The organism is Pedobacter sp. 22163, from assembly GCF_052045595.1.
Taxonomy (GTDB): Bacteria; Bacteroidota; Bacteroidia; order Sphingobacteriales; family Sphingobacteriaceae; genus Pedobacter.
On sequence record NZ_JBQEPM010000003.1, the window covers coordinates 519,022 to 544,700 of the forward strand.

The 25,679-nt window shown below is 41.2% G+C and carries 15 protein-coding genes and 1 tRNA gene; 11 read left to right on the forward strand and 5 right to left on the reverse strand.

The window, feature by feature from the left end:
- Window positions 1–316 precede the first annotated feature (316 nt).
- The 10 genes from ACTJKN_RS10520 (at window position 317) to ACTJKN_RS10565 (ending at window position 20,660) form a co-directional block, all read left to right on the forward strand.
- Window positions 317–3,553 (forward strand): SusC/RagA family TonB-linked outer membrane protein, encoded by a 3,237-nt coding sequence (locus ACTJKN_RS10520; protein WP_440824758.1) that lies wholly within the window; start codon window positions 317–319, stop codon window positions 3,551–3,553.
- Complete coding sequence (locus tag ACTJKN_RS10525; protein ID WP_440824761.1) at window positions 3,553–5,508, forward strand: RagB/SusD family nutrient uptake outer membrane protein; 1,956 nt, start codon at window positions 3,553–3,555, stop codon at window positions 5,506–5,508. The genes ACTJKN_RS10520 and ACTJKN_RS10525 overlap by 1 nt, the downstream gene beginning before the upstream one ends.
- A gap of 39 nt (window positions 5,509–5,547) precedes the next feature.
- Entirely contained in the window at window positions 5,548–6,774 is a 1,227-nt protein-coding gene (locus ACTJKN_RS10530) for a DUF4959 domain-containing protein (protein ID WP_440824763.1), read from the forward strand.
- 28 nt (window positions 6,775–6,802) lie between these two features.
- Window positions 6,803–8,014, forward strand: a complete 1,212-nt coding sequence (locus ACTJKN_RS10535; RefSeq protein ID WP_440824765.1) for a DUF4998 domain-containing protein — start codon at window positions 6,803–6,805, stop codon at window positions 8,012–8,014.
- A gap of 81 nt (window positions 8,015–8,095) precedes the next feature.
- A complete protein-coding gene (locus ACTJKN_RS10540; RefSeq protein WP_440824768.1) occupies window positions 8,096–10,426 on the forward strand; it encodes a glycoside hydrolase family 95 protein in 2,331 nt (776 codons plus the stop codon).
- A gap of 39 nt (window positions 10,427–10,465) precedes the next feature.
- Window positions 10,466–11,485, forward strand: coding sequence for an aldose epimerase family protein (locus ACTJKN_RS10545; RefSeq protein WP_440824770.1), 1,020 nt, complete (start codon window positions 10,466–10,468; stop codon window positions 11,483–11,485).
- The gene (locus ACTJKN_RS10550; protein WP_440824772.1) at window positions 11,482–13,407 is read left to right on the forward strand and encodes a glycoside hydrolase family 97 protein; all 1,926 of its coding nucleotides are present in this window, start codon (window positions 11,482–11,484) and stop codon (window positions 13,405–13,407) included. Before ACTJKN_RS10545 ends, ACTJKN_RS10550 begins: the two co-directional genes overlap by 4 nt.
- A gap of 32 nt (window positions 13,408–13,439) precedes the next feature.
- Window positions 13,440–15,617, forward strand: a complete 2,178-nt coding sequence (locus tag ACTJKN_RS10555) for an alpha-galactosidase (RefSeq protein WP_440824774.1) — start codon at window positions 13,440–13,442, stop codon at window positions 15,615–15,617.
- 321 nt (window positions 15,618–15,938) lie between these two features.
- On the forward strand, window positions 15,939–17,288 hold the full coding sequence (locus ACTJKN_RS10560; RefSeq protein WP_440824776.1) for a sugar porter family MFS transporter: 1,350 nt from the start codon (window positions 15,939–15,941) through the stop codon (window positions 17,286–17,288).
- 72 nt (window positions 17,289–17,360) lie between these two features.
- Window positions 17,361–20,660, forward strand: coding sequence for a DUF5107 domain-containing protein (locus ACTJKN_RS10565; RefSeq protein WP_440824778.1), 3,300 nt, complete (start codon window positions 17,361–17,363; stop codon window positions 20,658–20,660).
- Between the two features lie 441 nt (window positions 20,661–21,101).
- Here ACTJKN_RS10565 and ACTJKN_RS10570 read toward each other — a convergent pair whose 3' ends face one another.
- Window positions 21,102–21,437 carry a winged helix-turn-helix transcriptional regulator gene (locus ACTJKN_RS10570; RefSeq protein WP_440824780.1) on the reverse strand — a complete coding sequence of 112 codons (336 nt, stop codon included), beginning with the start codon at window positions 21,435–21,437 and terminating at the stop codon, window positions 21,102–21,104.
- Window positions 21,438–21,616: 179 nt separating this feature from the next.
- Between ACTJKN_RS10570 and ACTJKN_RS10575 the strand changes: the two genes are divergently transcribed.
- Window positions 21,617–22,573, forward strand: coding sequence for an alpha/beta hydrolase (locus ACTJKN_RS10575; RefSeq protein WP_440824781.1), 957 nt, complete (start codon window positions 21,617–21,619; stop codon window positions 22,571–22,573).
- Between the two features lie 443 nt (window positions 22,574–23,016).
- On the opposite strand, the gene ACTJKN_RS10580 is transcribed toward ACTJKN_RS10575, so the two are convergent.
- From ACTJKN_RS10580 to mltG, 4 genes are all read right to left on the reverse strand, one after another.
- A tRNA-Ser gene (locus ACTJKN_RS10580) sits at window positions 23,017–23,104 on the reverse strand.
- Between the two features lie 95 nt (window positions 23,105–23,199).
- Window positions 23,200–24,189, reverse strand: a complete 990-nt coding sequence (locus tag ACTJKN_RS10585) for a YihY/virulence factor BrkB family protein (protein WP_029280505.1) — start codon at window positions 24,187–24,189, stop codon at window positions 23,200–23,202.
- 8 nt (window positions 24,190–24,197) lie between these two features.
- Window positions 24,198–24,605 (reverse strand): acyl-CoA thioesterase, encoded by a 408-nt coding sequence (locus ACTJKN_RS10590; RefSeq protein WP_316847357.1) that lies wholly within the window; start codon window positions 24,603–24,605, stop codon window positions 24,198–24,200.
- Window positions 24,605–25,660, reverse strand: a complete 1,056-nt coding sequence (mltG, locus tag ACTJKN_RS10595) for an endolytic transglycosylase MltG (protein ID WP_440824784.1) — start codon at window positions 25,658–25,660, stop codon at window positions 24,605–24,607. The genes ACTJKN_RS10590 and mltG overlap by 1 nt, the downstream gene beginning before the upstream one ends.
- Window positions 25,661–25,679: the final 19 nt, after the last annotated feature.

Sequence of the window (25,679 nt, forward strand, 5' to 3'; positions counted from 1 at the left end):
ATCGGCTTTGCAGATTCTTTCCAGATGATCGTATAATCCATCATTTATTTGTATTTATCCATTTGTAATAGGATTTTCCTACCCTAAGTTTACAGTTGCAAATATAAATTAGATTATGACCGTTCTATTTAAGATCCTTATTCCGTTGCGATCCGTTTTGTGGTAAGCTTCTTTGAAATATCAAGCAGATCAGACAGATGGATACAACTGAAAATAAAAACCAAACAATTTTTAACTACTAACCAAATAATTTATGAAGTCATTTTTTACTAATTCAGACATTAGGTGGCTCTGCCGAAAACATGTTTTTTTAAATATGTTAAAGTGCATCCCGTTTTTGTTCTTTGTTTTTATTGGTATCCAGGTAACTGCGCAAACCAAAACAACTGTTACCGGAACTGTTAGAGATACCACAGGTGTAGCCTTGCCAGGTGTAACCATAACAGTTGAAAATACGAAAACAGGTACCCAGACCGATAACAACGGTAAATTTGTGATCGATGTGGCCAAAGGAGGCGCACTTCGTGTAGCCCTGGTAGGTTATACCGCAAAACGGATTGTGGTAACCGAAAGCACCGTTTATAATGTAGTGTTAAAAGAGTCGGTGGTCATGATGGCCGATGAGGTGGTGATTACCGCAATGGGCCAAAAGCAACGTAAAGAAGCTGTTGTAGGTTCGGTAACCACCATAAAACCTGCTGATTTAAAAATACCTGCCAGTAACCTTACCGCGGCACTTGCCGGGCAGGCAGCTGGTATTATTGCCTATCAACGCAGTGGGCAACCCGGGCAGGATAACGCCTCTTTCTTTATCCGTGGGGTAACTACATTCGGTTATAAACAGGATCCTTTAATCCTGATCGATAACGTTGAGCTAACACCTAATGATCTTGCGCGTTTACAGACTGATGATATTGCCAGTTTTTCGATCTTAAAAGATGCGAGTGCTACAGCACTTTATGGAGCGCGGGGCGCCAACGGGGTAATTTTGGTCAGTACAAAAGAAGGTCGGGAAGGTAAGGCCAAAATTAATTTCCGTACAGAGTATTCCTTATCGCAATCTACCCAGACCTTAAATCTGGTTGATCCGATCCAGTATATGGAACTTTTTAACGAAGCGTCCTTAACACGTAATCCATCTTTGCCGCTGCCTTTTAACCAGACTAAGATAAACAATACCCGTGCTACAATAAACGGTAGCCCTGGTAGTAATCCTTATGTATATCCCGCGGTGAACTGGATTGATATGTTATTTAAGGACAGGGCCAGCACCCAGCGTAACAATTTAAGTATCAGCGGCGGTGGCGGTGTAGCCAAATATTACATTTCGGGTTCATATAATATTGATAACGGGATATTAAAAACGGATATCCGCAACAACAATGAGAACAATGTCAATTTTAAGAACTATCAGTTGCGTTCCAATATCAATATCAACCTGAGTAAAACAACCGAACTGATTGTAAGGCTTTCGGGTACTTTTAGCGATTATAACGGTCCGATTACTTTAGACGGTTCATTTGCTTCAGATTTATATGCCATCGCTTCTCATGCCAGCCCGGTGTTGTTTCCTGCATATTATCCGGCCGATGCAGCAAATGCAGGTGCAAACCATATTTTATTTGGAAACGTAGGTGGTCCTGACGGAACAAAAAACAACAGTATCCTTTATCCCAACGGAAACCCTTACGCACAGCTTTTAAAAGGGCATAAAAGCTCTTCAGAATCGCGTATGTCGGCACAGCTGGAACTTAACCAGGATTTTAAATTCATTACCGAAGGACTTAAGTTAAGGACGGTATTCAATACCAACAGGTATTCTTATTTCGATTCGCAGTTAGCCTACTCGCCTTATTTTTATAGCGCCGATAGTTATGATAAAGTAGCCAATACTTATGCGCTGACCTGGCTCAATCCAAAAAACAATGTAGCCAATAATGTTCCAACAGAATATCTGGTATATAACAGGAGCGAGCCTAACGCCAACTCTTTTTTCTATTTTCAGGGTGCTATAGATTATAACCGGAAATTCGGAAACCATACCGTAAGCTCAACCATCATTGGTACCGCACAGCAGACCCTGTATTCGAGTGCGAAAGACCCACGGACCAATACCACCACATTGCCCTATTCGCTGCCTTTCCGCAACATGGGGGTGGCAGGCAGGGCAACCTATTCGTTTAAAGACCGGTATTTTGTGGAATTCAACTTCGGCTTTAACGGATCGGAACGTTTTTCTGCAGAACACCGCTATGGCTTTTTCCCAACCATTGGCGGTGCATGGGTGCCCTCAAACGAAGCTTTCTGGCCTAAGAACGATATTGTTAACCGCTTAAAAATACGCTTCAGTCACGGTTTGGTCGGTAATGATGCCATCGGCTCGCAACGCTTTTTCTACCTTTCGGACGTAAACCTGAATGGAGGAAATTTTGCACAGTTCGGTATCAACAACGGAAACCAGCTTAACGGGGTTTTCATCAGGAGTTATGCGAATTCCAATATTACCTGGGAAACATCAAGGCAGACCAACCTGGCAGGTGAAATTACTTTGTTGAAAAACTTCAATATCGTGGCTGAGTTTTATAAAAACCACCGTTACGATATTTTGCGCAAACGTAATATCCCGGCTACCGAAGGTTTCGAAACCGATGTGCTTACCAATCTTGGTGAGGTAGATTCCAAGGGGATAGACTTATCGCTCGATTACAAGAAGACATTTGACAATGGCCTCTGGAGTTCAATCCGCGGGAACTTTACTTATTCAACCAACAAATACGGTTATATAGAAGAACCCAACTATCCTGAAACCTGGAGGCATTTTATCGGTCAACCGATAAGCAGGGGTTATGGCTACATTGCCGAACGGTTATTTGTTGATGATGCAGAGGTAAAAAATTCGCCTACCCAACAGTTCAATACGAGTGATGCTTATGGTAACGTGATTACCGGTGCTATACCGAGGGGAGGCGATATCAAATACCGCGATTTAAACAGCGATGGCAGGATAGATGATCTCGATATGGCCTTTATGGGCTATCCGAGCACGCCGGAAATTGTATATGGCTTTGGTTTCTCAACAGGTTATAAGGGATTTGACCTGTCCGCATTCTTCCAGGGGCAGGACAGGGTCTCGTTCTTTATCGATCCCAGAAAAACAAGTCCTTTTCTTGAACGCAATGTAGCTTATGTAGAAGGTAGGGCCCAGGTGTTACAGGCTTTTGCAGATAGCCACTGGTCAGAAGAAAATCAGGATCTGTTTGCTGCCTATCCGCGTTTGGGCACCAGCTCGGCAGTTGTCGCAAACAACCTGCAGGCAAGCTCATGGTGGTTGAGGGATGGAAGTTTTATCAGGTTAAAATCGGTAGAAATCGGTTATACCCTTCCGAAAAGTATCTTGAAAACCCTGAGGCTTTCCAATTGCCGCCTTTACCTGAACGGTCTCAACCTGGTTACCTGGAGTAAATTTAAAATGTGGGATCCTGAACTGGGTGGCAATGGATTCGCTTATCCGATCCAGAAAGTATTCAATTTCGGTATAAACGTGAATTTGTAATGAAAACAGAAAAAATAAAAGATATGAAATTCTATTATAAACTAATCTGTCTGCTTGTGCTTTGTATCGCAGGCACATCATGTAAAAAATACCTGGATGTTGTTCCCAATAATGTGGGCACGCTTGATTATGCTTTTTCGAACAGGAATGAAGCTGAAAATTATCTTTTCGGTTGCTACAATACCTTTCAGAACTTAAACCGGGAGGTGGTCAACAATGTAGGGTTTGTTACTTCTTCCGAAATTATATACCCGAATCTTGATGATAACCCTTTCAATAAAATTACGGGTCCAGGTTTTAAACTGATTAGAGGTGGCGTACAGAATGTATCAAATCCGGCAATCGATTATTGGACGGGTGGTAACGGTGGACAGCCCATTTACATTGCACTAAGAAGGTGTAACATTATGCTCGAGAACATTAACAAGCCTTTCGACCTGAAAGATGATGAAAAGAAAAGATGGATTGCAGAAATTAAATTCTTAAAGGCTTATTACCATTATTACCTCATCAGGCTATATGGGCCGATTGTATTGATCAAAGAAAACCGTCCTATTGATGGATCCATCGAAGATACAAAAGTCAAACGCTCAACCGTTGATGAATCTTTTGCTTATGTAGATCAATTGCTCAACGAGGCCATTCCTGATCTGCCATCTGTTGTTGTAAATCCACTTTTAGAGTACGGTCGTACTACTAAATCGATGGGAATGGCTTTAAAAGCAGAGGCACTAACCACTGCTGCAAGCCCCTTGTTTAACGGTAACCCCGATTTTGCAAGCTTTAAGAATAAAGATGGTAAAAATCTTTTTTCTACTGCCGTTGATCCCCAAAAATGGAGCATTGCCGCAAAAGCTTGCAAAGCGGCCATCGATGAGTTTGAATCCCAGGGAGGTATTCTGTATAGTAAGATACCAACCGAGAAAGTCGAAAATGTCTCTGATCAGTTAAAACGTGTATTGACACTTCAATCGGTTATTACCGAAAAGCGCGACCAAAATCCGGAGTTGATCTGGGGTTCGCAATATAGTTTTGATTATCAGGGTTATGTATTTCCGAAGCTTACCTCGGATGCGGTTTCGTTTGGTAACGAGCAGCCTTCTAACTGGTCGGTGCCGCTTTCTACCACCGAACTGTTTTACACCAAAAATGGAGTACCAATCAATGAGGATAATACTGGCGTTTTCGATTATGCCAACCGCAATACACCGCAGTTTGGTGATGATGCCAACAAATCGTACATCAAACAAGGTTATGAAACCGCAAAAGCGAATTTTAACCGTGAGCCGAGGTTTTATGCCGATTTAGGTTTTGATGGAGGGATCTGGTTCGGAAACGATAAACGCAATGAAGGTGATGCATTTTATGTGCAGGCAAGAGGCCCATTTGCCATCGCCGGACCAAAAAGCCAGTTTGCAACCAACATTACTGGATACTGGCCTAAAAAATTGGCTAATTATCTGTCTATCATGAATAATGGTGTCGAGTTTGAAACTTTTTATCTGCCGGTGGTGCGTCTTGGTGGCCTGTACCTGCTTTATGCAGAGGCATTAAATGAAGAAGGAACTGCATCTAAAACCGATATCCTATCATGGGTAGATAAAGTACGCAGCAGGGCTGGTTTACAGGGTGTTGCCACCTCTTGGCAAACCTATTCGAAAAATCCAACCAAGCCAGATACCAAAGAAGGCCGACGTGAGATTATTCACCAGGAGAGGCGCATAGAATTGTGTTTTGAAGGACAGAGTGGTTGGGATTTACGCCGTTGGAAAGAGTTGCAGGGTGTATTGAGCAGACCGCTGCAGGGCTGGAACGTAAACGAAGGCAGTGCGGTAAATTATTATCGCCCGAGGACTGTTGCCGTACCTTTTTTTGGGTTAAAGGACTATTTCTGGCCGATCAGAAATTCGGAAGTAGTGATCAACGAAAATTTGGTACAGAACCCGTTCTGGTAGATAAAATCAATTTTGCAGATGAATATTCAATTATAGATTATGAAAAAAATTAATTACAGAAAAAGTCTCGTGTTTTTGATGTTGGCAATCGCCTTGGTTACTATGTTTTTTGCTTCTTGTAAAACAGCAGAAAATAGTTTTGAAGCCATTTCTGACGATATGACAAAACCAGGCCCGGTAAGCAATGCCAAAGTAGAGAACATTGACGGTGCAGCCAGGATTACCTATACTTTACCCAATTCGAAAAACCTTTTATATGTATTGGCACGTTATTCCATTAACGATAACCGGGTAAGAGAAACCAAATCAAGCTATTATACTGATACGGTTATGGTAGATGGGTTTGCAAAGGAACAAGATTACGAAGTTACTTTATATGCGGTAAGCCGCGCCAATGTAATGTCTGATCCTGTCGTGGTAAAAGTGCACCCTAAAACCCCTAATTATATTGCCGTGAATGCAGGCTTAAACATCACAGCCGACTTTGGCGGAGCCAATTTCTTCGGACTGAATAAAAACAGGGCATCGCTTTCCGTTCATCTTTTAGTCTTTAACGATAAAACAAAAACATTTGATGAGCAGGAGCCCGAATATGTAAGCTCGGATACGATTGATGTATCCATCAGAAACCTTAATCCTGTGCCTTACAAAGTTGGCGTATACACTAAAGATCGCTTTGGCAATACTTCCGATACGGTGATTAAAACTGTTACACCATTATTCGAAACCCTGTTGGATAAGAGCAAATTTGCTACCTATCGTTTACCAAGTGATGCCACAATCGGGTATGGTTGGGAATTCCGCTATTTCTTTGATGGTAACCTTGGCGATCCGGGATGGCATACTTTAAGTTCGCCTAAAAGCATAGGTACTTTCGGTCTTGGTGTATCAGCAAAAATAAGCCGTTTTGTGATCTGGCAGAGGCCGTCTGATTTTTATGGCTACCAGAATACCCGCAAGTTTACCCTTTGGGGCTCAAATAAAACCAATCCTGTTGATGTAGCCTTGCCTGGCAATTCGGCTGAGGGAACTGTAGCGGGCGATTGGATTAACCTGGGCAATTTTGTTTTCCCGAATCCACCTTCGGGTTTAGCGCCCAACCAGGCCAATGCTGCCGATAAGGATTTTGTAGCCAAGGGCGTTAATTTCAGAATGCCACGGGCAGCACAGCAAGTGCGTTACATCAGATATGAGTGTACCCAAACCTGGGGTGGGTTGGATTATGTAAATGCTATGGAAATCAGTTTGTATGGCAGCCCATTGTAATAACCAGTATTTAATTAAGAAATAGAACATGAAAACTATATTTAATATTACTTTCATCTGCTTGCTGTCCATTCTTTTCTTTGGCTGTAAAAAATATGCCGATGATTATAAGGCTTTTCTGGATAATAAAGAGATCAAATATTCGGGTAAAATTTCAAAGCCCGGCTACAATACAGGTAACCTGCGTGCACAACTGGTATGGAACCCCAGCCCCGATCCGGGTATTACCAAATACATCATTACCTGGAACAACGGTGCCAATACACTCGAGGTGCCGGCTACTTTGCATAATTCCAGCGATCTGGTAAAAGTGATCATACCCAACCTCGATGAGTATGTGTACACTTTTTCGGTGGTGTCGTACGATAGCGACGGCAATAAATCCATTGCAACCGAAATCAACAATGTAAGGGTATATGGTGCAGCTTACATTGCCACATTGTTAAACAGGGGCGTAAATGCTACCGAACCCTACGTGTTCCAGCCTGATGGTTCCCTGAAGCTGAACTTTAATAAAAGGGATACCATGAATGTGGCTACTACCATCCGCTACACCAATATTCTGGGTACGGTAGAGGAACGGCAGCTGCTACCGGATGACAATTCTATTGTGATCCCTAATTATAAAACCGGTACTACCATTCAGTACAGGTCTTCTTATTATCCCGAAGCAGGTTCCATTGATGCTTTTAATGCAGCCCAGTTTTCTGATTTTCCAACCATTATCAAAGTGACCGAGTGCGATAAATCGCTGTTTAAAGAGTTAAACCTCCCAACCGATGTTCAGTCAGAATATGGCTGGGTATTGCCACGCGTTTGGGATAATATTAAAGGGCAGGATCAGGGTTTCCATACCGGGGGATCGGGCATGCCGCAATGGTTTAGCTTGGATATAGGTGAACAGATACAGCTGGATAACTTTAGGCTTTGGCAGCGCGAAAACGCTTTGTATAACGTTGGCAATATCAAGGTGTTCGAAGTTTGGGCCAGCAATAGCCCTAACGCGAACGGTAGCTGGGAGAGTTGGACGAAACTCCAGACCTTTACCTCATTTAAACCATCAGGACTGCCCAAAGGCCAGAATACTGATCAGGATAAAGCATTTGCCCAGGCAGGTGAGAAATTTGTTTTCCCTACGGCGATTCCTAAATACAGGTACATCCGAATTAAGGTGCTAGAAACCTGGGGAGGTGAGGGCTACCTGCATTTTAGTGAACTCAGCTTTTATAAACGTAACTAATTCATTTTGCTACGCCACCTTTAACGATGGATAAGGTGGCGTAACTTAAAAATCCGATCCACATTTTCCTATTTGCTTCAGATGAAAAGATTGATCTACACCACGCTTATTTTACTTTTTGGCCTGTCCCAAAGTTTTGCTCAAATAAGACCTTTTAAACTCTGGTACGATAAACCTGCAGGCCGGTGGGAAGAAACGCTGCCCCTGGGCAATGGCCGTTTGGGCATGATGCCCGATGGTGGAATAAACAATGAGCAGATTGTGCTGAACGATATTACCCTTTGGTCTGGCGCTCCACAAGATGCAAACAATTATGAGGCTAATAAAAGCCTGCCTGAAATCAGAAGACTGATCCTGGAAGGTAAAAACGATGAGGCTCAAAATCTGGTCAATCAAAACTTTGTATGTACCGGAAAAGGATCTGGTGGTACCAACTGGGGCTGCTTTCAGATGTTGGGGAACCTGAGTATCCAATACCAGCATGAGGGAAAGGAAAAAATGCCGACTACATATAAAAGGGAGCTTATGCTTAATAATGCCACTGCTACAACTGATTATACGCTGAATAATGTGCATTTCAAAAGAGAATATTTTACCAGTTTCAGTGGTGATGTGGCTATCATCAGGATCACTGCCGATCGGCCTGGGCAGATTAACTGTAAATTATCGCTGAGCCGGCCTGAACGTGGTGAGAGTGAAGTTAAAGCAAATCGCATTGAACTTTCCGGACAACTGGATAACGGTATAGATGGTAAAGGTATGCAATACCTCAGCTTATTGGAGCCTGTAATTTCCGGAGGACAAATCACTAAAGATGGCAATTCACTTGTAGTTACAAAAGCCAATATGCTTACCATTTATCTTTCCAGCAAAACCAGTTATAAAGATGATGAATTCAGGCAGAATGCGACACTGCTCCTTGATAAAGCGATCAAACAAGATTATACCGCAGGAAAGTTAAAACACCGTCAGGCTTTTCAAAAATTATTCAACAGGTTGGATATTGACCTTGGAGCTGGCAAGAACAGTCAGCTCAGCACTGATAAACGTATAGCGCTGTATTACAAAAACCCTGAATCCGATTTACAGTTGCCAGCTTTGTTTTTTCAATATGGCAGGTACCTTAGCATTTCGAGTACACGGGTTGGGCTTTTGCCTCCAAATCTGCAGGGACTTTGGGCCAACCAGATCCACACCCCATGGAACGGTGATTATCATTTGGATGTGAATGTGCAGATGAACCACTGGCCGCTGGAAGTGGTAAATCTCTCCGAACTTAATCTTCCGTTAGCCGATCTGGTAGCCAATATGGTGCCCAGTGGACAAAAAACTGCAAAGGCCTATTATAATGCAGATGGTTGGATTGCCCACGTGATTACCAATATCTGGGGATTTACAGAACCTGGCGAAAGCGCTTCATGGGGTGTTGCCAATGCAGGCTCAGGCTGGCTTTGCAACAATCTTTGGGACCATTATGCCTTTAGCAAAGATGTAAATTACCTCAAAAAAATATACCCCGTTATTAAAGGTTCGGCTCAGTTTTACAGCAGTGTGCTGATTGCTGATCCAAAAACAGGCTGGATGGTGACTGCCCCTTCGGTTTCGCCGGAAAATAGCTTTTACATGCCAAATGGAAAAACTGCCAATGTAACCATGGGCCCAACCATCGATAACCAGATCGTGCGTGAGCTTTTTACTAATGTAATCCATGCCGCCAAAAAGTTGGATAGGGATGAAGAGCTGCAAAAATCACTTCAGGATAAATTAAGTCTGTTGCCGCCTGCGGGCAGAATTTCCAAAGACGGACGGATTATGGAGTGGATCGAGGATTATAAAGAAACCGATCCTCAGCATCGCCATATTTCGCATTTGTATGGGGTTTACCCGGCTTCATTGATTACCGTTGATGCTACGCCCGATTTAGCTGAAGCATCAAAAAAGACTTTGAACGTACGGGGAGACGACGGACCAAGCTGGTCAATTGCTTATAAACTGTTGTTCTGGGCACGCTTGAGGGATGGAAACAGGGCTTTTAAACTTTTTAGGGAACTGTTGAAACCTACCCAGCGTACCGATATCAATTATGGAGCAGGTGGTGGTGTGTACGATAATCTGCTCTCAGCCGGTCCTCCTTTCCAGATCGACGGAAATTTTGGGGCTACTGCGGGTATTGCTGAAATGCTGATCCAGAGCCACGAAGGCTACATCAGTTTATTGCCTGCTATACCCGATGCCTGGAAAAAATATGGAAGCGTGAAGGGTTTAAAAGCCCGGGGGAATTATACGGTGAACCTTAGCTGGAAGAACGGTGTAATTACCGCTTACCAGATTTTTTCACCTACTGCAAACCATATAAAAGTTAAAGTGAATGGGAAACTGATCACTACAGTTTCTTTAAGAAAGGCAGGCTAACGCGCTGATCTTATTGCTTATATCTGCCAAAAATATATAATGAACAATACCAATACAAAAGACGATAGCTTAAGCAGTCCGGTAGATGAAGTTAAGCTCATTAAAATAATCAACAGGCATGGTGCATCTATTTCGTTAAGTACCTATGGCGCCACATTGGTGTCGGTGGTGATGCCCGATAAAAATGGTCTGCTTTCAGATATAGTACTGGGTTTTGCCCGGTTGGAAGATTATTTTGATGATCGGAATTACCTGGGGGCAACCATTGGCCGCTTTGCAAACCGCATTGCAAATGGAAAATTTATGCTTGATGGCAAAACCTTTCATTTGCACACCAACGATGGACTGCACACCAACCACAGTGGCGCTTTTGGTTTTAGCAATAAGGTATTTAATTACCATACTGAAGACAATAAGGTGGTTTTTGCCCTGTACAGCTACGAAGGTGAAGGCGGTTTTCCAGGTGATATGCATTGCTCGGTAACGTACGAACTGACCGATGATAATGAAGTTTTGATCAGCTATCAGGCCCGTTCTAACCAAAAAACGATCGTCAGTTTTACCAATCATGCGTATTTCAATTTGAGCGGCAAACATACTGGTATTTTTGACCATTGTTTAAGCATCCCATCAGAAGAAATGTTGGAAATGGACAAGGATTATCTTCCTACCGGAAAAATTATACCAACCTTAACCAACACATTTAATGGGCAGCAGCTGGCAGATGTGATTGGTCAAAACAAAGGGTTAAACAACTATTATCTGTTGAAGAAAAAGGCATCAGCGGAGCTTGTTTTGGCTGCTGAGCTTTTACACCCCACCTCGGGCAGGCGCTTACAGGTATTTACAGATAGCCCCGGAGTATTGCTTTATACGGGCGATTTTTTGAATACCACTGCTCTAGGCCATCATGGCAGGCCCTATGCCGCATTTAATGGCGTATGCTTGGAATGTCAACATTATCCTGATGCTCCAAATCAGGAAATTGCACCAGAAGTGGCATTAAAGAAAGGTGATGTTTACCAACAGAAAATTATTTACCAATTCGATACAATATGATGATGAAACATTTTTTGCCTACTTTTTCAGCGTTTTTTTTGATTGCTCAGTTAACTTTTGCACAAAAAAATTATAACCTGGCTTCACCAGATGGGAATATTAATGTAATCATAGCCACAGGCAAAACTTTGGGCTATTCGGTTATGCTAAAGCAGCAAAAGGAAATTATTACATTTTCGCCGATGGGCATGGAAATGGATAACGAGAACCTCGGCGGCGGTGATGTTCCGGATAAAACCTCGAGCCAGAAAACAGCGCGCTACAATGCTTTGACTTTAAGTTTTGGTAAACGTTACGATGTGGTTTTCAGGTTATATAATGAGGGCTTTGCTTATCGTTTTATCACCCATTTAAAAGATTCCGTGAAGGTTATTAACGAAACGGCCACCTTTAATGTTAAACCAAGTGCGGCAGCCATATTGCAAGAAACCGATAATTATACCACCTGGGAAGGGGTTTATACTAAATCGAACGCTGTTGAAACTATTCCAGCAGGGAAAAGGGCTACCACGCCTGCATTTTTTGCTGATAAAGATGGAACAAAAGTAATTGTTGCCGAATCTGATCTTTTCGATTATCCAGGTATGTACGTTAAAAAGGAAAATGCGGGTTTTGTTGGCGAATGGGCACAATTACCATCACTTGCTGTGCCCGGAAGCTGGGGCAATTTTGTCTCAGTAGTGAAACAAAGGTTTCCTTTTATCGCAAAAACAACAGGAGCGAGAAGTTATCCATGGCGCGTAGCCATCATTGCTACAGATGATAAACAATTGTTGACCAATCACCTGGTTACAGAATTGGCAACACCATCAAAAATTAAAGATAAAAACTGGATCAAACCCGGAAAAGCAGCCTGGGAATGGTGGCATGATGCTTTATTGCCGGGAGCTGCTATCCCATCAGGAATGGATAACCGCAATACCGCGTTGTATAATTATTACGTTGATTTTGCCGCCAGGTATAAACTCGAATATCTAATGGTAGATGCAGGTTGGTCTGACAATTATGATCTCACCAAAATCAACCCGAAGAACGACATCAAGGCCGTGATCGCCAATGCGAAGTCGAAAAATGTGGGGGTGTTTTTATGGTGTGTAGCCACTACCTTGCTTAAAGATCTTGATAAGAACCTCGATTTTATTCAATCCTTAGGTGCAGTCGGATTAAAAGTAGACTTTATCGACCGCGATGACCAGGAGGCCATAAAATGGTTTGAACTGATTGCAAAAGCAGCGGCAAAAAGGAAACTGATGATCAATTTTCATGGTTGCAGTAAACCAACGGGACTGGAAAAAACCTACCCCAATATTGTGAATTACGAAGCCGTAAGAGGTGCAGAATCTGATAAATGGGATTATACGATCAATCCGGACCTGCACCTGCTCACACCTTTTATCAGGATGCTTGCCGGGCCGTTTGATTATACCCCTGGCGCAATGCGCAATAAAACCAAATCAACTTTTAAACCGATTGATCCCGGATTGCCTTCAGCTCAGGGAACCAGGTGCCACGAATTGGCCATGTATGTCATCTACCACCAGCCACTGGCCATGTTATCCGATTCGCCAAGCGCTTATATGAAAGAAGATACAATTATGCGGTTTTTATCGGCAGTGCCAACCGTTTACGATGAAGAAAAAGCCCTGTCGGCCAAAGTTGGTGAGCAGGTGGTGATGGCCAAAAGAAAAGGCAACACCTGGTTCGTTGGCGGTATGGGTAATTGGGATGAACACAAAGTTAACGTAGACTTTTCTTTTCTCCAGCCATCAAAGCAATACCAGGCCGAAATTTATGCAGATGGACCCAGCGCCAATACCGATGCAACAGCCTATTCTTACAAAACTATCACAGTAAACCAAAAAACCATTTTGCCTGTCAGTATGGCGAAAGGAGGAGGTTTTGCTATTATCATCCACCAATAATTACAGATCGTTTATCAGAGAACCAATATTATATGAAACTATCAGTCACTTTATTTTCGGGCCTAATCTTATGTTTACTTGAGGTAAAATCACAAACGGTTATCCCTATCGAAACCAAAGAAAATGCCATTGTGCTTCAGGCAGATCCCAAAACTAACGTTAAAATGGTGTATTACGGCCCAAAGCTGGCTAAGCAAAGCGATTATGCCAACATCACAAACGCATATAAGCAGGGAAGCGATTATACGGAGGTTAATGATGCCGCCTACAGCACTTCAGGAACAAGAAATTTATTCGAGCCAGCCATTACCGTTACCCATAGCGACGGGAACAACTCGCTCGATCTGCATTATATTAGCCACAGCATAAAAAAAGAATCCGCTAATGTTTCCATCACCAGTATTGTATTAAAAGACCCTGCGTATAACCTTGAAGCTATCTTATACTTTAAGGTTTATTATAACGAGAACGTAGTAGAACAATGGAGCGAGATCAAAAATAAGGAGAAAGGCAATGTAATCCTGCACAAATTCGCCTCTGCAAATCTTTATTTAAGGGGAGGCTCATTTTTCCTTACCCAATACCATGGCGACTGGGCAAAAGAAATGCAGCCCGAAGAAACCAGGATCACACACGGGATAAAAACACTCGATTCAAAACTAGGTACCCGTGCCAACCTGTTCCAACCCTCTGTTTTTATGGTGTCGATGGACAATCCTGCTACAGAAAATGAAGGCACTGTACTTTATGGTACCCTGGCTTATAGTGGTAACTTCCGCACCGATCTGGAACTCGATCACCTCGATAATTTGAGAATCATTTCAGGGATCAACAATTACGCATCGGCATATACCCTAAAACCGAATGAGGTTTTTACCACACCTGCCTTTCTTACGACCTTATCGAACACAGGTAAGGGTACTGCAAGTAGGAATCTGCAGTCGTGGGCCCGCAACTATCGCCTGCTTGACGGGAAAGGTACACGCCTGACTTTGCTAAATAACTGGGAAGCCACTTATTTCGATTTCGACGAGAATAAATTATTCGGATTGATAAAAGATACCAAGAAACTAGGTGTCGATATGTTTTTACTGGATGATGGCTGGTTTGCGAACAAATATCCACGGAACGGCGATGTGGCCGGTTTGGGCGATTGGGACGAGAATAAAAAGAAACTGCCTAACGGAATCGCTTCACTGGTTAAAGAAGCTAAAAACAATGATGTAAAATTCGGGATCTGGATTGAACCCGAAATGGTGAATCCTAAAAGCGAGCTTTACGAAAAACATCCTGATTGGGTGGTTAAAGAAGCCAAGCGTGAAGAGTTTTATTTTAGAAACCAATTGGTGCTCGATTTAACCAATCCGAATGTACAGGATTTTGTTTTCGGCGTGGTAGATGATCTTTTTACCAAAAACCCAGAACTGGCCTATATTAAGTGGGACTGTAATGCTGTAATCTATAATGCGCATTCGGCCACGCTTAAAAACCAGTCACATTTTTATATCGAATATGTGCGCGGATTGTACAAAGTGCTTGAGCGTATCAGAAAAAAATATCCAACCGTACCGATGATGTTATGTTCAGGCGGCGGTGGTAGGGTAGATTATGGTGCTTTACAGTACTTCACTGAGTTTTGGCCAAGCGATAATACCGATCCTTTAGAAAGGATTTTTATGCAATGGGAATATTCGTATTTCTATCCGGCAATTTCGAGTTCCAACCATGTTACCGATTGGGGCAAGCAGCCCATTAAATTTCGCACTGATGTAGCCATGATGGGTAAAATGGGGTTTGATATTGTAGTGAGTCATTTATCACCCAACGATTTAAAATTTTGTCAGGATGCCATTAAAACCTATAATAATGTCAAACCGGTGATCTGGCAAGGCGATCAGTACAGACTTTCGAATCCAAGGGAAAGCAGTGTGGCCTCGATGTTGTACCTCAGCGAAGATAAAAAAACAGGTATCGTATTCAACTATCTTGTAAACAGCCGCTATGGGGAGGGGAGTAAACTGCCGATAAGATTTAATGGTTTGGATGCTGCTAAAAACTATAAAATCTCCGAGATCAACGTTTATCCCGGAACCAAATCATCAATAGATGATACCAAAACCTATACAGGAGATTTCCTGATGAAAATAGGTTTTAACCCTGATGTAAACCAAAGTAGGACCAGTGTAGTTTTAAAGATAGAAGTCCTTTAGATAACAAAAAATACGCTCAGCCTTATAAAATGGGTTGTATTTACGCTCATCGCCGCAGACCTGCCAGGTTCTGCGGCTTTTTTTATTGGAATCGGTTCAAGCAGCGGAGTTATGTGGTCATGGAAATCAGATCCACTTCGAAGGAACTATTTTTTATTTTTAAGCCCGAAGATTGCGATTATTTAACTAGATAGTATTGTCCATGTGATTGCGTTGATTATCCATTAAATTGCCTTGATAGGCTATTTGATTGTTAATATTGGATAACTAGTTTTGAATGTCAGATTATATTGTTGATCTGCTAACCAAATACAAGTCATAATGGACAATCAAACTGTTTCTTACAATAACACTTACATTTTAGGCATATCTTTTATATCGGCCCTTGGGGGATACCTTTTCGGTTTCGATTTTGCCGTAATATCAGGTGCTTTACCTTTTTTGCGTACCGAATTTGCGCTTAATGCCTATTGGGAGGGTTTTCTTACAGGTTCTTTGGCGTTAGGCTGTATTTTAGGCTGTGTAATGGCTGGAAATATTGCCGATAATAAAGGCCGCAAGCCAGGTTTGATGCTGGCTGCATTAATATTTGCCGTATCCTCAATCGGGATGGCCCTCTCTCATAACCTTACTGTTTTTATCCTCATGCGCTTCGCTGCCGGTGTCGGCGTAGGTATGGCCTCGATGTTAAGTCCTATGTATATTGCAGAGGTTTCCCCGCCTGAAAAGCGTGGTAGAAATGTAGCGATTAACCAGCTTACCGTAGTAATCGGGATTTTAGTTACCAATCTGATTAATTATAAACTGGCCGATTATGGCGTTAATGCCTGGCGGTGGATGTTCGGCTTAGGTACAATTCCTGCCGCCCTGTTTTTCTTAGGTGTATTATGGTTACCTGAAAGTCCGCGTTGGTTAATTAAAGTGGGGAAGATAGATCAGGCCAAAAAAGTACTGAATAAAATTGGCAATTCTTCTTTTGTAGAACAGACTTTTGCCAAAATCACCACTTCAATGGATGGCGGGGGAGAAAAACAGACTTACCGCGCTGTGTTTGCAAAGGCCATCCGTCCGGCAGTAGTGGTGGGTATCACCTTAGCTGTTTTTCAGCAATTATGTGGTATTAATGTGGTATTTAATTATACCTCTACCATATTCGAAGCAGTAGGTGCCAATTTAGACAGACAGCTTTTTGAAACCGTTGCTATCGGCATCGTGAACCTCGTGTTTACCATCGTTGCGATGTGGCAGGTAGATAAACTGGGCCGCAGGCCGTTGATGCTCATCGGTTCTTTGGGGCTTTCTATATTGTATATCATCCTGGCTTTCCTTTTGCAGAGCAACGCACAGGCTAACCTGGTTTCGGTTTTCGTACTCTTGGCTATTGCCACTTATGCTACCTCGTTGGCCCCGGTTACATGGGTGCTGATCTCAGAGATCTTTCCAAACAGTATCAGGGGCAAAGCTTCGTCAGTAGCAATTGTTGCTTTATGGAGTGCCTATTTTGTGCTGGTTTTTACCTTCCCGATTCTGGCCAAATGGCTCGGTGCTTTTGGTCCGTTTTACCTCTATGCGGTAATCTGTTTGGCAGGTTTCTTCTTCGTGAAAAGTAAAGTAAAAGAAACAAAGGGACAAACGTTAGAAGAACTCGAAACCACCTTAATCGGGCATTGATTTTAAACACTTTCCAGATATCAAGAACCTCATAAAAATCCCAATCAAAAATATAAAATGCTCATTCGAAATATGAAAGTTAAAGTTTGGACAGAACCTGTTATTATCCCAACCTATGAAGTTGGCCTGCCGGAAAAGAATCCGGTATTTATTGAAAAAAGAGTGTATCAGGGGAGTAGTGGTGCTGTTTATCCATACCCTGTGATCGAGAAAATTGCTGATGAAAAAATAGATAAAACTTACCATGCAGTTTATCTTGAGAATGATTTTGTAAAGATCATGATCCTGCCAGAACTGGGCGGAAGGGTGCAGATGGCTTTTGATAAGACCAAAAACCGTCATTTTATCTATTACAACCAGGTGATCAAACCGGCTTTAGTTGGTTTAACCGGTCCATGGATTTCCGGGGGTATCGAATTTAACTGGCCACAGCACCACCGGCCATCAACTTTTGATCCGGTTGACTTTTTATTTGAAGAAAACCAAGATGGCAGTGCAACGGTTTGGTGCAGTGAGGTGGAAAGGATGTTCCGTACTAAAGGAACTATTGGTTTTACCCTTTATCCCGATAAAAATTACCTCGAGATTAAAGGTCAGTTATATAACAGAACACCTTTTGCACAAACATTTTTGTGGTGGGCAAATCCTGCGGTAAAAGTTAATGACGATTATCAGTCTGTTTTCCCACCCGATGTAAATGCAGTTTTCGATCATGGAAAACGCGATGTTTCGTCTTTCCCGATTGCAAAGGGAACTTACTATAAAGTTGATTATTCTCCGGGTACCGATATCTCGCGTTATAAAAACATCCCTGTACCAACCTCTTATATGGCGGTTTCGTCTAAATATAATTTTGTCGGCGGATATGAAAATGATAGCAAAGGCGGTCTGCTGCATGTGGCCAATCACCATATTTCTCCCGGTAAAAAACAATGGACATGGGGCAACGGAGATTTCGGGAAAGCCTGGGACCGAAACCTTACCGATGAGGACGGGCCATATATCGAACTGATGTGCGGTGTTTATACAGATAATCAGCCCGATTTTTCGTGGATTATGCCGGGTGAATATAAAGATTTTGTACAGTATTATATGCCATATCGCGATTTGGGAGTGGTAAAAAATGCTACTAAAAATGCAATGCTCAATATCGAACACGCAGCAGGAAAACTGACCGTTAAGGTATATACCACGGGGCTTTATCCCCATACTAAAATTGTATTGAAAGATGGTAACCGCGAGTTGTTGAACGATCAATATGATGCAGCGCCAACAGTATCTTATCAAAAAGAGATCGATTTTGAAGGAAATCCAGAAAAATTAGAAATCAGTGTTACCGATGAAAAAGGGTGCGTTTTAGTAGATTGGAAATGGGAAGATGTGAATGAAACCGATATTCCCGAAGCGGCAAAACCTGCAAAGGCCCCGGCAGATATCGACAACAACGAGCAACTTTTCTTAACTGGGCTACATCTTGAACAATACCGTCATGCCATTTACAATCCCTTAGATTATTACAACGAAGCTTTGATAAGGGATGATGGCGACATCAGGTGCAACAATGCTGTAGGGCTTTTAAAGTTACGCAGGGGAAAGTTCTCGGAGTCTGAAGCTTATTTTAGAAAGGCCATTAAAACCCTTACCGCACGTAATCCGAACCCTTACGATGGCGAACCTTATTTTAATCTGGGGTTATCTTTAAAGTTTCAGGATAAATTTGAAGAAGCTTACGATGCTTTTTATAAATCGATCTGGAATGCCGCCTGGCAGAACCAGGGTTATTTTAATATCGCACAGCTTGATGTGATTAAAGGTGATCTGGAAAGTGCTTTAATGCATGTCGAAAAAGCAATTTCGAAAAACACCCACGATGAAAAAGCACTGCACCTACACGTAACGATTTTACGCAAACTGGGCAGAACTGAAAAAGCTATCGCAACTTCAGAAGCTTATCTGAATAACGACCATTTTAATTTTGGTATCCGTTTTGAAAAATATCTCTTATCAGAAAAGCCAGGCGATTTAACTGAAATACATGCATTGATCCGAAAAAATATTCACAATTATATTGAATATGCGCTTGACTATGCAGGTGCAGGTTTATATAACGAAGCCATTTTACTTTTAAACTCAGGTATCGAACTGCAGCAAGATGTTTATCCATTGGCTTACTATTATCTGGCCTTGTTTTACAGTAAAAACGGCAACGAAAAGCTGGCAAAAAGCACATCTTATAAAGCCGCTGGCGCCAATCCGCAGTATTGTTTTCCAAATCAGATCGAAGCAGTTCTGGCTTTGAACCATGCAATAACGGAAAACCCGAACGATGCCAAAGCACCTTATTATCTAGGTAATTTCTGGTATGCCTTTAAAAATTATGATGAAGCAATAGCTTGTTGGGAAAAATCAATTGCCATAGATCCGAAGTTCCCAACTGTTTACCGCAACCTGGCTTTGGCCTATTACAATAAAACCGATAAACAGGAGCAGGCGGTTGCCTTATTGGAAAAGGCATTTTCGCTTGATAACAATGACGCCCGTATCTTAATGGAGCTGGATCAATTGTATAAACGGGTAAATAAAAATCTTAATTTCAGGTTCGATTTCCTTGAAAAGAACAAGGACCTTGTAAACCAGCGGGATGATGTTTACCTCGAATTCATCACCCTGTTAAACCTTATGGGCGAACATCAGCAGGCCCTTGATTTATTAGAGAACAGGATTTTCCACCCATGGGAAGGGGGCGAGGGTAAAGTGGCTATTCAGTATGTAACTGCTTTGGTAGAAATGGCAAAACAGGCCATTGCTGACGGGGACAATGCTAGAGCTATCCAAAACCTTAACGACGCACAGCATTATCCACATAACCTGGCCGAGGGCAAGTTAACCGGAGCACAGGAAAATGATATTTTTTATTGGTTGGGCGTCGCTTTCGAAAAATTGGATGATTTAAGTGCTGCCAGCGCTAATTGGGAAAAAGCGGCTACCGGATTAAGCGAACCAGCTGCAGCTATTTTCTATAATGACCAGCAACCTGATAAGATTTTTTACCAGGGTTTGGCATTACTTAAACTAAACAGGAAGCCTGAAGCAGATTTGCGCTTCGAAAAATTGGTCAATTATGCGAGGGAACATTTAAATGATAAAGTAACCATCGATTATTTTGCCGTATCGCTGCCTGATTTAACCATTTGGGAAGATGATCTGGATCACCGTAATAAAATACATTGCTTGTATATGCAGGGTTTGGGCTATTTGGGTTTAAAACAGCTGGAATTGGCAGCTGAGTCTTTTGATGAAGTTTTAGTTCTTGAAAAAAGCCACCTTGGCGTAACCCTTCATATAAAAAACTTTACAGAAAGTCTGGCATAACAATAATATTCGATGCCGTAATGATGGTAGGACAGATTATTTGATCTGTCCTTAACCGTAACAATCTTTTTTTTTCTTGTTACGCTAATTCTTTGGTTAACATTACCTTGCGAAAAGGCGTATTGCGGGTTCAATTAGCGAAGATATTAACGCTAGTTGCTATATTGGCATCGGTATCTTTAAATAGTTTAATAGAATCAAATATTAACCAGATTCATGACTTTTACAGCTGTAAAGATAATTGGCTGGTTACCAAAACAAGCCAAACTTAAAGAAGTTAATTCCGCTTTATTTATTTGTATTCTCTTTTTATGCGGCTCAATGATTGGTTCTTTATTCCAGGAAAAGAAGCAATGTGGCAACCCGTGGTAGGATATTTGGGTGCTCTTGCCGTAAGTTAAGATAACGCTGTTGGGTATTTCAAAATTTCGTTGATTGGGATTACTTTTTCTTAATTTTTTCCCTGTGCTGTTTTCCCCATTTCTCCATTGCGTGCAATACTTCTGTAATGCTATGACAATAATCCGTAAGGTTATATTCGATTTTTATCGGGTAATCGCCATAAAGTTTTCGGGAAATTAGTTCATTTTCTTCAAGATGTTTTAATTCTTTCGACAGTACCCGGTTGGTAATCGGTGGAATTGATGACAGAATTTCGTTAAACCGTTTGTTTCCATGATAAATAGAAATGATAATGGGCAGTTTCCACTTACCGCCAAGTACAAATTGGGTATCCTGTACAAATCTGATTTTATCCTTAAAATTCCGCTCCTCCATTCTATTTAAGTATCCTTTTGTATACAAGTATCAAATATATACTGTTTTTCATATAATTTTGACTATTGTAAATATATTTTGATTCTTCATCAGATGAGGTAAAGAGATCGCTTTGCAATTATCATATGTATTCAAAGCTGGATTTAAAACCCAAGTAAATAATGCTTAAAAGTAATAAAATGAAAAAATATCAAACTGTTGATGCAGTTAACTATAGTCAGCTAAAAGAAGGGAAAAACAGGCTTTACTTTATGAGTTTAGACTGCAAACTTGCCGGAGACCTATATCTGCCAAAGGGATTTGACAATGAAAAAACCTATCCAACGGTTATATACACACGTGTTGGCACCCAGGTAAAAGAGCAGACAGGTGCAATTTATGGAAATAAACTTTCTTCAAAGGGATACGCTTTCTTTGTTTTTGACCCAAAAAATTTCGGCGATAGTGAAGGTGAGGTAAGAAATTATGAATCGATTCATAATATGGTTCCTAATACCACTGATGCTATCAGTTTTTTGCGGACGCTAAAATTTGTGGATCGAGCTAGATTTTATGGTCTGGGTGCCTGTGCCGGCGCCCCTTATATCTGCAACGTAGCTATCGGAGATGCCCGCATAAAGGCAGTGGCCACCCTGGTCGGCAACTTTGATGCGGCTGCAAGTTTGTTTGGTGCTTACCCGAAAGATATTCTTGATAAGATGTTAGAAACCGCTGCTGAAGCAAAACAAAAATATTATGAAACCGGAGAGTATGAAATGGCACCGATTTTCGGCGGGATGCCCTTACCGCCTCCAGATTCCGCTTCACAGGCAATGAAAGATGGATATCAATATTATTTTGTACGGGCCGGACAGGATAAATTTCCTAACTATACTCCAAACTACCCTACAATCGGCCTTCCTGTTGATCCCTCAAGAGTTTTTATGAACCAGGCAAAATATTTTACTACACCTTTTCTCGTTATAGCAGGCAGTGAAGCATTTACGCATGACATGGACAGAGAAGTATATGATATGGCTGCTGGGGAAAAAGAATGGATGGATATTCAAGGTGCCACTCATATGGACTTATATGATAATGATGAATTTCTTGAACCAGCAATCGACAAAGTTGATGAGTTTTTCAAAAAGTATTGAATAAGATTAATCAGCAGTTATCCATAAAACTTATTACATTTTAGCTTGTTTTCAGAAGGTTCAACCCGTAACTGTTTTCTAGCATAGTTCAACAATTTTAAATGTTAGTAAAGTTGAATTAATGCCGTTCTGGATTGGATCAAGGTAAATTCTGTGCTATTTTTAGCCTCAAAAGGAATAGCTACAGATTAGCCATAAAGATTATGGCATACCGGCTGGCAAAGGAAAAGCCTGCAATTACTTAAAATTGTTGGCATTATTAGCTTTTTCGCACTAAGAAGAGATCTTCTTTTGTATTTCTGCAGAGAGGAAGGGAGTTGAACCCATTCTTTTCTAGCACTATAAAACCTGCTTTTCTACCTTTCGAAATTAAAATAGCCACGAATTAGCCATTTTTTTTAGACGTAAAAAAAATGGGCCTTAATAAGACCCATTTTTCTATTTGGCGGAAAGCGAGGGATTCGAACCCCCGGACCTGTTACAGTCAACAGTTTTCAAGACTGCCGCATTCGACCACTCTGCCAGCTTTCCGGAGGCAAAAGTACGAACTCCGGTTAAAACTGCAAACTATGAATGCTTTTTTTTTATATAAACTTGATAATTACTTAACACAGAGGGAGAAAAAATTATTTCTTCTGTATATTTTCTTCAATTGGCTCAGATTTTTTGAACAAATTAAAGGTAGGGCGGATAATCTTCACACTTCTTTTGCTCACATCAACGCTGGCATTTAGTTCGAAACCGATCAATAAAATCAAAGAATTAAGGTAAAGCCAGATCATGACTACGATTAATGTTCCGATAGAACCATATACTTTGTTGTATGAAGCAAAATGGTTAATGTAAAAAGAAAAGCCCCAAATAGTAAGGAAAGCTAAAATGGTAGCCAGCCAGGAACCTGCACTAAAGAAACGCCACTTTTTTGAATGTGCCGGCCCGTATCGATATAAGATAGATACCGTTAAAAAATATAAAATAGCCAGTAGTGCCCACTGGGTAAACTCTACGGCAAAGGCCAGGAAACTACCTTTAATGTGGAGTTCGTTTGTGATCTTATTCAGTAAAACTTCTCCCAGCGTCATGGCGCTGATACAGATGATAATGGAAAAACAAATAATCGTAGTTAATACCAGTGCAATTAAGCGTTGTTTTAACCAACCCCTGGTTTCGATAATCAATGATGATTTATTAAAAGCCTTCATTAAGTTTTTAACCCCATTGGTGGCAAAAAATATGGCTGATAAAAAACCGAACGATAATAAGCCCCTGTTCTGGTTTTTAATAATGTCTTTTAATGTGGTTTCAAAGGCATCAAAAGCATTGTGCGGGAGTACAAGCTGTATTAAGTTTAATAGTTGATCCTGGAAGCCTTTAATTGGAATAAAAGGAATTAACGTAAATAAGAAGATAATGCCAGGAAAGATGGCCAGCATGAAACTATAAGCTAATGATGATGACTTGTTTACCAAAGCATCTTTACCAATTTCACGAAAGAAAAATGTGGCTACAGTATACAATGGAAGTGGGCTAAAACCAGGCAAAACACATCCCTTCGTCCATTCGATAAATCTAGAATAGAGTTTAAGATGTAATAATTGCCTGTGTAACCATTCCATTGTATTTGTTAATTAAAAAACACCGATAGTTTTTGCATAAAATTTTCTGGTGGATTTGTAGGTTTATTTTTCTTCATATCAACAAAAACCAACGTAGTGGCCCCAATGTTTATGAGCTCTTCTTTTTCGTTATACAACTCGTATTCAAAAAAGATCCTGATGCCCGGTAAGGTTTTGACGATTGTTTTTACCGTAATTTCCTGGTCGTAAAGTGCAGGTTTAATGTATTTGCACTTTAATTCCAAAACAGGCATCATAATTCCATCAGCCTCCATCGAGCTGTAACTCATACCCAAACTGCGTAACATTTCTACCCGGCCTACTTCGTAATACTGTGCATAATTGCCGTAATACATATAACCCATTTGATCGGTTTCGCCATATCGAACCCTGATTTTTGTACTGTGGCTATACATTATTTAAAAATGTTTCTTTTGTTTAAAGCTTCACGATATTTCTTTGCATTGATTTCGTGCTGCGCTTTATTTTCAGCAAAGTTATGGTAGCCGGAAAAATCTTCTTTGGCACACATATAAATATAATTGTTGTTGTCGCGGTTTAGTACGGCATCAATTGCATTAATACTTGGCATCATAATCGGTCCTGGAGGCAAACCAGCATATTTATAGGTGTTGTAAAGTGACTGCACCTGTAGTAATCTTCCGGTTACCCTTTTTACCGTAAAATCGTTGTTTGCAAAAATCACCGTTGGATCAGCCTGTAACAATATGCCTTTATTTAAACGATTTAAATACAACCCTGCTATAATAGGCATTTCTTTGTCGTAAAGGGCCTCTGCATCAACAATAGAGGCCAGGGTATATACCTGTACAGGAGTCAGGTTTAAACTTGCTGCTTTTTGCTTGCGGTCGGCTGTCCAGAATTTATCATATTCCTTGTGCATGCGCTCAAAAAAATCAACCGGCGAAATATTCCAGTACATTTCGTAAGTATTCGGGATAAACATGGCATACACATTATCCTGGTTAAAACCATATTTGCTAATCAGCGCTGTAGAATCTAAAACATTGATAAAGCTTAACGAATCGGCTTCCAGATTGCTGGCAAGATATGCAGCAAAGTTTTCTTTTTTGCGGATGTTATGGAATTTCAATTTAACCGGATCCTGATTTCCAGCTTTAATTAAGTTAATTAAACTGCGGTTGGTCATTCCTTTGGTTAAACGGTAACGGCCGGGTTTAACACTTGTGGCTAAATTCATTTTTCCGGCAGCTGCAGTAAAAGAAGAGATGCTTTTTACGATACCATGCTTTTTCAGCGTTGCGGTCAGGTCGTCATAACTACTTCCGGTTTTAATGTATAAATATTTTTGATTTTCGGTAACGTTAGGGGCAAAGTAAAGCCTGTAAATATTTAATGCAAAGTAACCGGCAATTAAAATAACAACAAGTGCAATCACTATTGCCACTTTTTTGCCTGTACTCATGTTCTTTTTTTCTACTTCAGTCATCTGTAAATATGATACGTTT

Coding starts and splice junctions, on each gene's coding strand:
- ACTJKN_RS10520 (WP_440824758.1), top strand. CDS start 317: ATGTTAAAGTGCATCCCGTTTTTGTTCTTTGTTTTTATTGGTATCCAG.
- ACTJKN_RS10525 (WP_440824761.1), top strand. CDS start 3,553: ATGAAAACAGAAAAAATAAAAGATATGAAATTCTATTATAAACTAATC.
- ACTJKN_RS10530 (WP_440824763.1), top strand. CDS start 5,548: ATGAAAAAAATTAATTACAGAAAAAGTCTCGTGTTTTTGATGTTGGCA.
- ACTJKN_RS10535 (WP_440824765.1), top strand. CDS start 6,803: ATGAAAACTATATTTAATATTACTTTCATCTGCTTGCTGTCCATTCTT.
- ACTJKN_RS10540 (WP_440824768.1), top strand. CDS start 8,096: ATGAAAAGATTGATCTACACCACGCTTATTTTACTTTTTGGCCTGTCC.
- ACTJKN_RS10545 (WP_440824770.1), top strand. CDS start 10,466: ATGAACAATACCAATACAAAAGACGATAGCTTAAGCAGTCCGGTAGAT.
- ACTJKN_RS10550 (WP_440824772.1), top strand. CDS start 11,482: ATGATGATGAAACATTTTTTGCCTACTTTTTCAGCGTTTTTTTTGATT.
- ACTJKN_RS10555 (WP_440824774.1), top strand. CDS start 13,440: ATGAAACTATCAGTCACTTTATTTTCGGGCCTAATCTTATGTTTACTT.
- ACTJKN_RS10560 (WP_440824776.1), top strand. CDS start 15,939: ATGGACAATCAAACTGTTTCTTACAATAACACTTACATTTTAGGCATA.
- ACTJKN_RS10565 (WP_440824778.1), top strand. CDS start 17,361: ATGAAAGTTAAAGTTTGGACAGAACCTGTTATTATCCCAACCTATGAA.
- ACTJKN_RS10570 (WP_440824780.1), bottom strand. CDS start 21,437: ATGGAGGAGCGGAATTTTAAGGATAAAATCAGATTTGTACAGGATACC.
- ACTJKN_RS10575 (WP_440824781.1), top strand. CDS start 21,617: ATGAAAAAATATCAAACTGTTGATGCAGTTAACTATAGTCAGCTAAAA.
- ACTJKN_RS10585 (WP_029280505.1), bottom strand. CDS start 24,189: ATGGAATGGTTACACAGGCAATTATTACATCTTAAACTCTATTCTAGA.
- ACTJKN_RS10590 (WP_316847357.1), bottom strand. CDS start 24,605: ATGTATAGCCACAGTACAAAAATCAGGGTTCGATATGGCGAAACCGAT.
- mltG (WP_440824784.1), bottom strand. CDS start 25,660: ATGACTGAAGTAGAAAAAAAGAACATGAGTACAGGCAAAAAAGTGGCA.